The 12,911-nt window shown below is 66.6% G+C and carries 12 protein-coding genes; 7 read left to right on the forward strand and 5 right to left on the reverse strand.

Annotated elements, in window-relative coordinates:
• Nucleotides 1-2: 2 nt before the first annotated feature.
• Nucleotides 3-911, reverse strand: coding sequence for a PaaI family thioesterase (locus tag BRAD3257_RS06195; protein WP_122401112.1), 909 nt, complete (start codon nt 909-911; stop codon nt 3-5).
• A 144-nt stretch (nt 912-1,055) separates the two neighbouring features.
• Between BRAD3257_RS06195 and BRAD3257_RS40015 the strand changes: the two genes are divergently transcribed.
• Nucleotides 1,056-1,373 (forward strand): hypothetical protein, encoded by a 318-nt coding sequence (locus BRAD3257_RS40015; RefSeq protein WP_162500133.1) that lies wholly within the window; start codon nt 1,056-1,058, stop codon nt 1,371-1,373.
• A gap of 39 nt (nt 1,374-1,412) precedes the next feature.
• Here BRAD3257_RS40015 and BRAD3257_RS06205 read toward each other — a convergent pair whose 3' ends face one another.
• Together BRAD3257_RS06205 and atzD are read right to left on the reverse strand one after the other, a co-directional pair.
• Nucleotides 1,413-2,882 (reverse strand): amidase, encoded by a 1,470-nt coding sequence (locus tag BRAD3257_RS06205; RefSeq protein ID WP_162500134.1) that lies wholly within the window; start codon nt 2,880-2,882, stop codon nt 1,413-1,415.
• 107 nt (nt 2,883-2,989) lie between these two features.
• Nucleotides 2,990-4,096, reverse strand: a complete 1,107-nt coding sequence (gene atzD, locus BRAD3257_RS06210; protein WP_122401114.1) for a cyanuric acid amidohydrolase — start codon at nt 4,094-4,096, stop codon at nt 2,990-2,992.
• 327 nt (nt 4,097-4,423) lie between these two features.
• Here atzD and BRAD3257_RS06215 point away from each other — a divergent pair, with 327 nt between their 5' ends.
• From BRAD3257_RS06215 to BRAD3257_RS06230, 4 genes are all read left to right on the forward strand, one after another.
• On the forward strand, nt 4,424-6,760 hold the full coding sequence (locus BRAD3257_RS06215) for a Tex family protein (RefSeq protein ID WP_122401115.1): 2,337 nt from the start codon (nt 4,424-4,426) through the stop codon (nt 6,758-6,760).
• Between the two features lie 290 nt (nt 6,761-7,050).
• Nucleotides 7,051-7,545: a hypothetical protein gene (locus BRAD3257_RS06220; protein ID WP_122401116.1), complete on the forward strand. Its 495-nt coding sequence runs from the start codon at nt 7,051-7,053 to the stop codon at nt 7,543-7,545.
• A 97-nt stretch (nt 7,546-7,642) separates the two neighbouring features.
• Entirely contained in the window at nt 7,643-8,335 is a 693-nt protein-coding gene (locus tag BRAD3257_RS06225; RefSeq protein ID WP_122401117.1) for a response regulator transcription factor, read from the forward strand.
• Entirely contained in the window at nt 8,322-9,398 is a 1,077-nt protein-coding gene (locus BRAD3257_RS06230) for a sensor histidine kinase (protein ID WP_122401118.1), read from the forward strand. Before BRAD3257_RS06225 ends, BRAD3257_RS06230 begins: the two co-directional genes overlap by 14 nt.
• Before the next feature lie 12 nt (nt 9,399-9,410).
• Here BRAD3257_RS06230 and BRAD3257_RS06235 read toward each other — a convergent pair whose 3' ends face one another.
• Nucleotides 9,411-9,782 (reverse strand): response regulator transcription factor, encoded by a 372-nt coding sequence (locus tag BRAD3257_RS06235; protein ID WP_122401119.1) that lies wholly within the window; start codon nt 9,780-9,782, stop codon nt 9,411-9,413.
• Entirely contained in the window at nt 9,779-10,645 is an 867-nt protein-coding gene (locus BRAD3257_RS06240; RefSeq protein WP_122401120.1) for a S1C family serine protease, read from the reverse strand. The genes BRAD3257_RS06235 and BRAD3257_RS06240 overlap by 4 nt, the downstream gene beginning before the upstream one ends.
• Nucleotides 10,646-10,847: 202 nt before the next feature.
• Here BRAD3257_RS06240 and BRAD3257_RS06245 point away from each other — a divergent pair, with 202 nt between their 5' ends.
• Both BRAD3257_RS06245 and BRAD3257_RS06250 read left to right on the forward strand, forming a co-directional pair.
• Nucleotides 10,848-11,813, forward strand: coding sequence for a VOC family protein (locus tag BRAD3257_RS06245; protein ID WP_122401121.1), 966 nt, complete (start codon nt 10,848-10,850; stop codon nt 11,811-11,813).
• Nucleotides 11,814-11,871: 58 nt separating this feature from the next.
• Nucleotides 11,872-12,747, forward strand: a complete 876-nt coding sequence (locus BRAD3257_RS06250; protein ID WP_122401122.1) for a dihydrodipicolinate synthase family protein — start codon at nt 11,872-11,874, stop codon at nt 12,745-12,747.
• Nucleotides 12,748-12,911 lie beyond the last annotated feature (164 nt).

Here is a 12,911-nt window from a genome sequence, read left to right on the forward strand (position 1 = left end):
ACTTAATCCTGCTCGAGGCCCGGCGTTGACCGCAGCATGAAGTGACCGAAAGCGGTGGCGATCGGCTTGTTCGCATCGTCCTGCCAGGCCCGCGCCTCGAAGGCCACGATGCGTCGGCCCTGCTTCACGATCGAGACGTTGGCAAACGTGTCGAGGGCGCGACCGGAGCGCAAGTAGTTGACGGTGAGGCCGATCGGCTTGGGCGGCGCGGCAGCGCCGAGCTCACGTGCCACGCCGACGATCGCGGTGGTCTCGAGGAAGGCGCCGGTCATGCCGCCGTGGATCGCGGGCAGGATCGGATTGCCGATGATCTTCGGCGAGAACGGCATCGTCAGCGTGCCATTGTCGTTGACGCGGATGCCGAGGCAGCGCGCGAACGGGCTATTCGCAAACGGGCCATCCGGATCCTCCGGCGCCTCCAGAGTCGGGATGCTGCGCAAGTCCATCCGGCGATCGGCGAGCATGTTGGTGCGGTTGGCGCCGATCATGAAGCAGGCGGTCGCGGTCGCGACCGGATCGTCCTCGGATTCCTGATAGGCGGTGGAGCGCACGAAGGCGATCGAGCGCGTGGTGCGGTAGCACACCGAATGCGCCTTGATGTCGAGGCCGGGTGTTGCCGGCTTCTGGTAGTCGATACGTAAGTCCAGGGTTGCAATCGCGCGCGTGCCGTCGAGCGCAAGTTGCACCGCCATGCCGCAGCTCTCGTCCAGCATCGCGGTGACGACGCCGCCATGCAGAACGCCGGTCTCGGTGTCGCCGACGAAGACGGGACGGTAGGGCAGGCTGGACCAGGCCTCGGCCGGCGCGAAGCGATCGAGCTGGAGCCCGCTGATATGGCCGTAATCGGAGCGCCGGCCCTGGATGGCCTCGGCGAGTTCCTCGAAAGGGAGTGCGGTCGGTGTGCTGGACATGAGCAGGTTCTAGACCAGCGCCGGGCGCCGTGCAAAACCCCGAATGGGCGTCGCTGCTCGGCCTGGAGCGGTTTGGCCTCGACAGGGCGGTCCGAAGCGACGATGGTGGGGCTCCGTTCGTTCGACTCGTTGTAAGGAGTGCCCATGGCCGATCCCGAAACGCCCTCGACCGCCCAGGGGCCCGTCACCATTTCGACCTCCAGCGCCGAGCGGGCGCCGATCATCTATTTCGATGGCGCTTCCTGTTTCGGCCACCACAACGGCGCGATCCAGATCGAACTCGCCGCAAACCTGCTGATGCCGGTCGGCGCCGCCGTCAGGGTCGACGTGGTCCAGACCGCGCACTTACGTTGCAGCGTGGCCGCCGCGCTGGCGCTGCGCGAAGCGCTCGACAAGGCGCTCGCGATGTACAAGCAGGGCCAGCAGCAGCCGACGGAGGACATCCCGGCGGTGAAGAATTGAGGCAGAAGCGCGATCGCCTGTCAGGGCAATCCCAGCTTCTCAGCCCACATGCACCTTCGGCTTCTTGCCGCCGTTCCACTTGCCATCGAGTGCGCGTTCGATCTGGGCGGCGAGCTGGAGAAGCAGGCCGTCATTGGCCTGCTTGGCGATCGCCTGGATGCCTAGCGGCAGGCCGTGGTCCTGCGCGGCCATCGGCAGCGAGATCGCCGGCATGCCGCAGAGATTGGCGAGCGGCGTGAAGGCGAAGAAGCGCCAGAGATTGCCGAACCAGTCGAGCACATCGGGATTATCGGAGATGGTGAGGTATTCCTTGGTGCCGACCTTCGGCGTCGGCAGCGCCGTGATCGGCGTCAGGATCACGTCCCACTGCTCGAAGAACGCGCCGAAACCGCGTGAGGTCGTGTTGAATACGCCTTGCATCTTCGCCCGCTCGGCGAAGCTCGTGTGCCGGCCGGCTTCCCAGATCCGGACGTTCATGGGCTCGATCAGGTCTTCCGGCGGCCTTTCCAGCCCGCGCGCGGCCAGCAAGTTGGAGATCACCACCGCGAAGTTCGAGATGTAGCAGGTGGTCTGCGCTGCGAACGCGGCACGGAAATCGAGCTCGGGCAGCGCGTAGTCGACGTGATGGCCGAGGCCTTCGAGGAAGCGACCGGCCTTCGCCAGCTCGGCGGCGATCTCGGGCGTCGCGGTGTAGTCGCCCCATGTATGCGACAGCGCGATGCGAAGCTTTGCCGGGTCCCGCTTGATCATCTCGCAATAAGGCTGCGCCGTGGTCCAGAACGGCATGAACTCGCCCGGCGCCGGTCCCCTCGCGTGATCGACGAAGGCGGCGGTGTCGCGCACGGAACGCGACTGGCAGCCCTGGATCGAGACGAGGCCGGTGAGGTCGGACATGTGCGGCGCCAGCGAGAACACGCCGCGCGAGACCTTCAGTCCGATATTGCCGTTGACGCCGGCGGGAATGCGGATCGAGCCGCCACCATCGGTCGCATGCGCGATCGGCACAACGCCGGCGGCGACCATCGCGGCGCTGCCGGCTGACGAGCCGCAGGTGGTGTAGTCGGTATTCCAGGGATTGCGCGTGACGTAGACGGCGGGATTGTCGGCCGAGCTGCATACGCCGAATTCCGGCGTCGTGGTGCGCCCGATCAGATTGAGCCCCGCCTGACGGAATTTACCTGTCAGGAACGTGTCGGCCGCGGCGCGATTGCCGCGCATCAACAGCGAGCCCATTTCCTGGAGCCGGCCCTTCATGGTCGGCCCGAGGTCCTTCATCAGGAAGGGCAGGCCGCCGAACGGACCCGCAAGATTGGCGCCATCCTTGGCGGGATCGGCGATCACGTCCTCGAACAGCTCGACTACGCCCGACAGTGCCGGATTGACCTTGGCGATGCCCGCGGCGGCCTGCCGTGCCAGTTCCTTCGCCGTCAGCTCGCCCTTGCGGACGCGTCCCGCCAGCGCGACGCCATCGTGCTGCGCCCATTCACTCCAGCTCATCGGCAAAGTCATGAAATCAAATCCCCTCGGTAGCAGCGTCACCTTTTTCGCAAGGGCGGGCGTGAATCAACCGAGCCGGCGCGAGGGGCAGGGTTGCACGGCGCGGTGGGGTCGCCCTATCAGGAAGAGAGCCGCGCGATCGCTGCAACCGGCCCGCCGCCCGCAGGTCCCTGATGCTCGGCGCCGCCGGAGACGTAGACCGCACCATTGCCGGCAAGGCCCGCGAGCAGTCCGCCGACCGCAGCGCGGGCATGGCGCGTCGCGCTGATGTCGGTGTCCTCCAGCATGGTGTGGCGAAAGCCGCGGACGCTGCCGTCAGGCGAAGCCTCGGCCTTGGCGAAGACGTTGACGAGCTCACGGCTTGATCGCGGCGTAGTACCAAGCCCGACGCTGTTCAGGGCCGCCATCACTGCGGCGGCATCGATCGCGTCCTTCATCACGGCGTGCCCGATTTCGAACTCACTTGCTGACGATGTTGAATTGCCGAGCACGATGACGACGTTGTGCATCAGCTCGATCCCGGACGAGGTCGAGGCGACCTTCGAGAACAGGTCGTAGCGCCGCAGCACGTCCTCGTCGCGGATACCAGGCGCGATCTCGCCGAGCGCGACGGCGACGCCGAGCGCGGAAGCGCCGCGGGAATAGGCCATCGAGGCGTAGGCGCTGGTCGTCGTTGTCTTGCTGCCGCGCGCCGCTGCCGCCGCGATGCGATCACTGGTGAGCAGCGGGCATTTGATCTGCACGAAATGGACGTCGGCGGGATCGCTGATGCCGGCGTCCGCCATCGCGGCCTTCACGGCCGTCGCCGTTTCCGTGATCTGCGCCGCGCGGCCGAGCTCCTCAGGGAGGAGGTCCCGCGTCTGCGCCATGCCGATGCTCAGCCGCTTGCCGGAGCGGCCGTCCGGACGAGCTTCGACCGTCCGGCGTGTGAATACCGTGACATGCGGGCTGAGCACGCCTTCGGTGCCGCCGGACATCACGAAGGCAATGCGCTGCTCGACGTCGTGCGGCGGCAGGTTGAGGTGTGGTGCAAGTGCGGTGCACAGCGCGGCAACGGCATATTCCCGCGTAAAGTCGTTGACGCCGCCATTGCCCTCGGTCTTGCCGAGGATCGCGAGGATCGACTTGGGATCGATCGTGCCGGAGCTGATCAGGCTCATGAGGCCGGAGACGTCGCCGGGGCCGCTGGTGGCGATCTTGAAAACGCCGACCGATGTTGCAGGCATACTGGTCCTCAGAGTTCGGTGGTCCGGCGGATCAAGCAGGCGCGGAACGCGGGGCTGATGTCAAGCCGCAAGCGATGCACTTTCACCGTCAGCCTGAAAAGGTTCACACCCTCTCAGGATGACGGCCGGCTATTCTGGTCTGCCGCGACGCAAGAGAGAAGCCGCCAGCCCCCACGAATGTGGCGAGATCGCATCGATCCAGCAAAAAATCCTCTGTCGAAGGTCCTCCGCCGCACCTTGATGAATCAACCTTGGTTGGTCCATAAGCTCCGTCCCGCGGCCGGTGGTTCGCCCCTGCGCCGCGTGCTTTGACAGAGGGAATCTCGCGTGGCCAACATCAACCAGAAAATTGCGCAGGAGCTTGGGGTTCGCGCCGAGCAGGTCGAGGCGGCGGTGACGCTGCTCGACGGCGGCGCCACCGTTCCCTTCATCGCCCGCTACCGCAAGGAAGCGACCGGTGCGCTCGATGACGCGCAATTGCGCACCCTGGAGGAGCGCCTGGTTTATCTGCGTGAGCTCGAAGACCGCCGCAAGGCCATCCTCGAATCGGTCCGCGAGCAGGGCAAGCTCGACGCAGCCCTCGAAGCCTCCATCATGGCCGCCGACAGCAAGGCACGCCTCGAGGACATCTACCTGCCGTTCAAGCCGAAGCGCCGCACCAAGGCGGAGATCGCCAAGGAAGCCGGCCTCGAGCCGCTCGCCAATCAGCTCATGGCCGAGCCCGGCAACGATCCGAAGGTCGTGGCGGAAGGCTTTGTCAACGCCGAGAAGGGCGTGGCGGATGCCGCCGCCGCGCTCGACGGTGCCCGCGCCATCCTGGTCGAACGCTTCGACGAGGACGCCGACTTGATCGGTGCTCTGCGCGAGGAAATGTGGACCAACGCGCGCATGGCCTCCAAGGTGCGCGACGGCAAGAAGACCGAGGGCGAAAAGTTCGCCGACTACTTCGATTTCTCCGAGCCGCTGACCAAGCTGCCGTCGCACCGCATCCTCGCGATGTTCCGCGGCGAGAAGGAAGAGATCCTCGACTTGCAAATTCAAGCCGAGGCCGAAGCGCCGCCGCCGGGCGTGCCGAGTGCCTATGAACTCAAGATCATGAAGCGCTTCGGCATCGCCGATCTCAAGCGCCCCGGCGACCGCTGGCTGATCGACACCGTGCGCTGGGCCTGGCGCACCAAGATCCAGGTCCATCTCAACATCGACCTGCGCATGCGGCTGTGGAACTCGGCCGAGACCGAGGCCGTGCGCGTGTTCGCCTCGAACCTGCGCGACCTCTTGCTGGCGGCGCCCGCCGGCACCCGCGTCACCATGGGGCTCGATCCCGGCTACCGCACCGGCGTGAAGGTCGCCGTCGTCGATGCCACCGGCAAGGTGGTCGACACCACCGCGATCTATCCGCACGAGCCGCAGCGGCAGTGGAACGAGTCGCTGGCGACGCTCGGCCGGCTCGCGCTGAAGCATCGCGTCGAGCTGATCGCGATTGGCAACGGCACCGCCTCGCGCGAGACCGACAAGCTCGCGACCGAGCTGGTCAAGGGGCTGCCTGAGCTGAAGATGAACAAGATCGTGGTGTCGGAAGCCGGTGCCTCGGTCTATTCGGCCTCGGCCTTTGCCTCGGAGGAGTTGCCCGGCCTCGATGTCACGCTGCGCGGCGCGGTCTCGATCGCGCGTCGCCTGCAGGATCCGCTCGCCGAGCTCGTCAAGATCGAGCCCAAGGCGATCGGCGTCGGCCAGTATCAGCACGACCTCGGCCAGGCCAAGCTCGCCAAATCGCTCGATGCCGTGGTCGAGGATTGCGTGAATGCCGTCGGCGTCGACGTCAACACCGCCTCCGCGCCGCTGCTGGCACGCGTGTCGGGCGTCGGCTCCGGCCTTGCCCAGAGCATCGTGGCGCATCGCGACGCCAACGGCCCGTTCAAGTCGCGCAAGGCGCTCAAGGACGTGCCACGGCTCGGGCCGAAGGCGTTCGAGCAGTGCGCGGGCTTCTTGCGCATCCTCGGCGGCGAGGACCCGCTCGATGCCTCCGGCGTGCATCCCGAAGCCTATCCCGTGGTGCGCCGGATTCTCGAAGCGACCAAGAGCGACATCAAGGCATTGATCGGCAACAGCGACGTCGTTCGCACGCTGAAGCCGAAGGATTTCGTCGACGAGACGTTTGGATTGCCGACCGTGACCGACATCCTGCGCGAATTGGAAAAGCCCGGCCGCGACCCGCGACCGGCGTTCAAGGCTGCCGTGTTCAAGGAGGGCGTCGAGGAGATCAAGGACCTGAAGAAGGGCATGATCCTCGAGGGTACCGTGACCAACGTCGCTGCCTTCGGTGCCTTCGTCGACATCGGCGTGCACCAGGACGGCCTCGTGCACATCTCGGCGATGTCCAGGAACTACATCAAGGATCCGCGCGAGGTGGTGAAGCCCGGCGACATCGTCAAGGTTAAGGTGCTGGATTTCGAGGTCGCCCGCAAGCGCATCTCGCTGACGCTGCGCCTCGACGACGAGGTCGGCGCCAAGAAGGACGCCCCCGGCATGCAGCGCGACAACGGCTCGCGCAACGCGAGCCGTATGACCTCGTCGGCGCCGCGCAAGCAGGAGTCCTCCGGCGGCGGCGCGCTCGCGGAGGCGCTGCGCAGGGCTGCGGAGAAGAGCGGCGGTAAGCGGGCGTGACTTCTGCCTCTCCCCGCTCTTTGCGGAGAGAGGTCGGCTACTCGCCGTACGGCAAACTCTCTCCACATCGTCATTGCGAGCGCAGCGAAGCCATCCAGAACCCTTTCGCGGCGGGACTCTGGATTTGCTTCGTCGCAAGGGCTCCTCGCAATGACGGGGAGAGAGCCTGCCCTCCCTAACACCGGCGTCAGAAACTGGCGCATTTGTAAGTTGATAGGGACAGCCCATTCGCATCTCCTGATCCCCTTCGTGCAGCGGGACTAGCGCTGCACTGCAAGGAGGATATTCCGATGAAGAACAGGCTTCTCACAGGGCTCGTCGCGGCGACAGTTGCTGCGACGCTGGCGGCTGCGGCGCCCGCTCTCGCGCGCGGTGGTTTTGGCGGCGGCGGCCATGGTGGCTTTGGCGGCGGGCATTTCGGTGGTGGCGGCATGCACGTCGGCGGAATGGGCGGGGGCATGCGGATGGGCGGCATGGGCGGCGCTCATTTCGGTGGCGCCCGCTTCGCCGGTTCCCCGATGGCCGCTCACGCGGCGATCGGGCCGCGCTTTGCCGGTGCGCCGTTCGCGACCCGCGCCGCCTTCGGACCGCGGTTTGCCGGCACGGCATTCCACAGGCCCTTCATTGGCCGACATGCCTTCTTCTTCCGGCATCATCGCTTCCACCGCTTCGCCTTCTTCGGCGCGCCTTTCATCTATGCCAGTTACTATGACGGCTGCTGGCGCAGGAGCTGGACGCCCTACGGATGGCAATGGGTCAATGTGTGCGGGTACGATTGGTACTAGCATCGCCGGACCGCACCATTGTCGCGATCGCCACCGGGCAGTTCCGCTCAGCCCCGGAACGGGATAGTCTGGTGGCGACCGTCGCGCGGAGTCTTGCATGACCGGAGGTCACCGCCGCATCCTGGTCGTCGAGGACGATCCGGAAACCGCAGGCCAGCTCGTCGAGGAACTGACGACCTCGGGCTATGACGTCGATCTCGCCGCCACCGGGCGCGAAGCGCTGAGCCATGGTTCGGCGCGCGACTATGCCGTGATCACAATCGACCGCATGCTACCCGATATCGACGGGATCAGCGTGATGCGCCAGCTGCGCGATGACGGCGTCGCCTCACCCTTTCTGATCATCTCCGCACTCGGCGAAGTCGACGACCGCGTGCGCGGCCTGCGCGCCGGCGGCGACGATTATCTCGTCAAGCCATTTTCCTTCACCGAATTGCTGGCGCGGCTGGAGGCGCTCGGCCGCCGCAGCGAGACCATCGCCAAGGAAACGCTGCTGCGCGTCGGCGATCTCGCCATCGACCTGATCGCGCGTAGCGCGAGCCGCCGCGGCCGCAAGATTCCGCTGCTGCCGCGTGAATTCCAGCTGCTCGAATATCTCGTCCGCAACGAGGGCCGCGTCGTCTCCCGCGCGATGCTCCTGCAGCATGTCTGGGACCTGCATTTCGATCCCTCTACCAACATCATCGACGTCTATGTCGGGCGCGTCCGCCGCAAGGTCGACGACGCCCAGGCTTATCCGCTGATCCACACCATCCGCGGCATCGGATACTGTCTCCGTGCTCCTGGCTAAGACCCTCCGCTCCTCGACCTTCCGCCTGGCGCTGATCGCGATCGCGACATTCGGGCTGATCGTGGCGGCGATCATGGCCTATGTCTATTTCGGCACGCTCGCCTATGTCGAGCGCCGGGTCGGCACTGTCGTCGATCATGACGGTTTCACCGGCATGATCGAGCTCGCGATGGCTGCCGTCGCTGCGCTGCTGCTGGTGCTCGCCGGGCTCGCAGCCGTGCTGGTGACGCGACGCACGGTCGGACGGATCGAACAGATCAACGCCACCAGCCGCGCCATCATGCTCTCCGGCCTCGACCAGCGTATTCCCCTGCGGGGCAGCAATGACGAGTGGGATCGCGTCGCCGAAAATCTCAACCAGATGCTCGACCGCATCGAGACGCTGATGGGCGAGGTCAAGCAGGTCAGCGACAATGTCGCGCATGATCTGCGCACGCCGTTGACACGCATGCGCGGCCGGCTGGAGAAGGCCTTCCACGCGCCGCGCAACAGCGAAGCCGACGCGGCGCTGATCGGCGACACCATCGCCGATCTCGATGCCGTGCTCGGCATGTTCGCCTCCATCACGCGGATCTCCGAGATCGAGACGCGGGCCCGCACCGGTGCCTTCCGCGCGCTTGATCTCGCCGAGATCGCCGGCGAGGTCGTCGAGCTCTACGATGCCGCCGCCGAGCAGGTCGCCACGCGCCTCAGCCTCGATGGTGACCGCGTGGTGGCGATCACCGGCGACCGCGACCTGCTGTTCGACGCCATCGCCAATCTCGTCGACAACGCGATCAAGCACGGCCGCAAGGGCGGGCAGGTGACCGTGAGCTGCCGCAGAGCCGATGGCGGTGCGTTGATATCCATTGCCGACGACGGTCCCGGCATTCCCGCCGAGCAGCGCGATCACGTCTTCAAGCGCTTCTATCGACTCGAGCAGAGCCGCTACACGCCGGGCAATGGTCTCGGCCTCAGCCTCGTCGCCGCGGTCGCGCGCCTTCATGGCGCCGAGGTTGCGCTGCAAGACAATGCGCCGGGCCTGAAGGTCGAGCTCCGCTTCCGGGCGACGTCGGCGCCGTGACGCCCGGCGGTGTCAAAGCTCGATCACGCCACGCCGCGCCGCATGCGCGACCGCATCGGTGCGTCCGGTGGCATCCAGCTTGTCGAGCAGCGAGCCGACGTGGAATTTCACGGTGTGCACGGAGATGCCGAGCTGCCGGGCGATCATCTTGTTGGAGGCGCCTTCGGCCATCAGCGCCAGCACGTCGAGCTCGCGCTGGGTCAGCGCGATGTCTTCGGACCTGATGCGCGGATCGCGGGCGACAACCGTCACTGAGGCCGCTTCGCCGGGCGCGGCGAGGCGTAACCCTGTGACGTTGCCCAGCAGCTTCGCCAGGCGATCGGCGAGAGCGGGATCGTCGATCTCCAGCGACAGCACGATCTCGGGCGCGTTGTCCTCGCTCACGCCTCAGGCCTCTCGCCGACCGTGACCTTGAAGCTGACCGGCTCGCCGCCGCGGCGGGCGGCGACTTCGACCACCGCGCCGACGCTCGAAGGTCCGAGCGTCCGCGACAAGGCGCGCACGCCGGACAGCTTCTGGTCGTTGACCGCGACGATCACGTCGCCCTGGCGGATGCCGGCCGCGGCCGAGGGGCCGGCCTTGTCGACACTCATCACCATCGCCCCGACGCCATCGTCGAGCCGCACCGGCTGGAGCCCGAGGCCGAGATATCCGCGTGCGATGCGGCCACGTGCCTCAAGCTGCGGCGCGACACGTTCGATCGTCGCCGTCGGAATGACGAGGACGCGCCGCGGCCCGAGCACCGCCATGCCGAAGGCATCGCCCGATGCGTCGAGCGCGAGGCCGCCCTGCTGGCTATCGCGCAGGCGAACGTCGAGCTCGATCCGGGCGTCGATGTCGCCTCCGCGCAAGGAGCGCCAGCCCTTGCCGGACGCCGATACCATTCCAAGCGCGGCGCTCGGCGTCTCGCGATGGGTGGCGACCACGATCGACAGCGCGCCGAGGGGCGGGACCGTGGAGGCGAGTTTGACCGGTGCGACAGCGGCCTCAGTGCGCAGCAGCGCGATGTCGGTCGTGTGGTCGCGGCCGGCGATCGTGGCCGCGACCCGGCTGCCGTCAGCGAGGCCGATCTCGACCTCGCCCTCGTCGGCCAGCGCCTCATCGGCAGTGACGATCAGACCGGGCTTCCAGGCAAAGCCGGTTGCGCGGGCGCGATGCGAATGCACGGAGACGACGGAGGGCGCGGTGCGCGCCACCACGTCCGCGAGCGCGTACGACAGCAAGGTCAGAGGAGTTGAATCGGTCATGGCAGGCTCCTGTAGTTGCCCTCAATCTGGGATGCCGCGCACGATTGCGAAACTGGCCGGGTGGCCAGGACCAGAGCAGGGACAGGGCAGTCCGCCGCAGGACCACGGCCGACGAACATGTGATTGGGAGCGCCTCACGGGAACGTGTAGCAATCCCGAAAGTGCGCCCTTTGGCCCCCAGGATTTCAGCGAGCCCTGACTGATGACCATCGATCTCACCCGCCGCACCCTGCTTCAACTGGCCGGCGCCACCTCGCTTGCGATGGCCGCCGCAGCGGCGGCGCGCGCCGAGGGCACACCGCAGGGCGGCGGCCCGACCTATGCCAGCCGCACGCCGATGCGGGTCGGCATGGTGACGCTCCGGGTGAAGAATCTCGAGAAGATCGCGGACTACTACCGCGACGTGATCGGTCTCACCGTGATGGAGCGTTCGGCAACCGGCGCGAAGCTCGGCACGGCTGGCATCAAGCTGCTCGCGCTGGAAGCTCGTCCCGATGCGGCGATCGAGCCGCGCAACGCCGCCGGCCTCTATCACACCGCTTTCCTGATGCCGACCCGCAAGGATCTGGCGCGCTGGCTGGTTCACGCGGCCTCGCATCGCGTGCCGCTGTCGGGCTTTGCCGATCACCTCGTCTCTGAATCCATCTATCTCGACGATCCCGAGGGCAACGGCATCGAGGTCTATGCCGACCGCGACCCTTCGCAATGGCAATGGAGCGAGGGGAGCGTGAAGATGGCGACCGACGAGCTCAACATCCCCGACCTGCTGTCGCTGACCAATACGCGCGTTGCCGACTATGCCAAAGCGCCGGACGGAATGCGCGTCGGCCACATGCATCTTCGCGTCGGCGATCTCGCGCAGGCCGAGAGCTTCTATCATGGCACGGTTGGTCTCGACCCGACCCGCCGCCGCGACGGCGCGGCGTTCCTGTCGTCGGGCCGCTACCACCATCACCTTGGCATGAACGTCTGGCAGAGCCAGGGCGCCGGCCAACGCGATGAGCAGACGACGGGACTTGCCTGGTTTTCTCTGATGATGGCGAAGCCGGAGCTGCTCGCCGCCCAGGAGGAGCGCCTGCGCAAGAACGGTGTGAAGGTCACGGCGCTTGCCGACGGCCTGGAAGCGATCGATCCCTGGGGCACGCGGGTACGCTTGCTCAAGGTTTGATCGCTGGAGCTGGCGTTGGTAATACCGTCGGGTGCCAGCTGCTCTCCGGGAGCCCGACATGTCCGAATTCCACGGCGTCTTTCCCTACCTCGTATCTCCCGTTGATGCCGACGGCACGGTGCGGACGAACGTCCTTGCGAAGCTATGTGAGGACCTGATCGCTGCCGGCGTCCACGGGCTGACGCCGCTGGGCTCGACCGGCGAATTCGCCTATCTCAATGCAGCGCAACGCACCTCTGTCGTACGGACCACGATCGAGGCGGCGAGGGGCCGCGTGCCGGTCGTAGCCGGCGTTGTCTCCACTTCGACGGCGGATGCGGTGGCGCAGGCGAGAGCCTATCAGGCCCTCGGCGCCGACGGCATCCTGGCGATCCTGGAGGCTTATTTCCCGCTCTCGGATGTCCAGGTGGAGTCCTACTTCCGCGCCATGGCCGATGCCGTGGACATTCCCGTCGTCATCTACACCAATCCGCAATTCCAGCGCTCCGATCTCACCCTCGACGTCATAGCGCGCCTCGCCGAGCATCCGCGCATCGGCTACATCAAGGACGCCTCGACCAACACCGGCCGGCTGCTCTCGATCATGAACCGCTGCGGGGACGCCTTGCGCGTGTTCTCCGCCTCCGCCCACATTCCGGCGGCGGTGATGCTGATCGGCGGCCGCGGCTGGATGGCGGGACCTGCCTGCATCATCCCGCGCCAGAGCGTGATGCTCTACGACCTCTGCAGGGCCGGCCGCTGGGACGAGGCCATGTCGCTCCAGCGCCGGCTGTGGCGCATCAACGAAGCCTTCGCCCGCTTCAACCTCGCCGCCTGCATCAAGGCCGGCCTTTCGATCCAGGGCTACGACGTCGGCGACCCCGTCCCGCCGCAGGCCGCGCTGACAGTCGAGCAGCGCAGGATCGTCGAAGCCGCGCTGAGGGAGTTGGCATAGCCGATTGTCACGCGGCAATATGTCCTCGGACGCCTGCCAAGAGCCAAGCCGTTCCCCATCTGCCTGACCGGGAAACTTCCATCCGCTTGGGACGTTGCTGCGTGAGCGAGGTCCGCCAGCTTATGTATCTGCATTCCGAGCATGGTCTTCAGCACACGCAGTGA

Source organism: Bradyrhizobium vignae (genome assembly GCF_900324035.1).
In the GTDB taxonomy this organism is placed as follows: Bacteria; Pseudomonadota; Alphaproteobacteria; order Rhizobiales; family Xanthobacteraceae; genus Bradyrhizobium; species Bradyrhizobium vignae.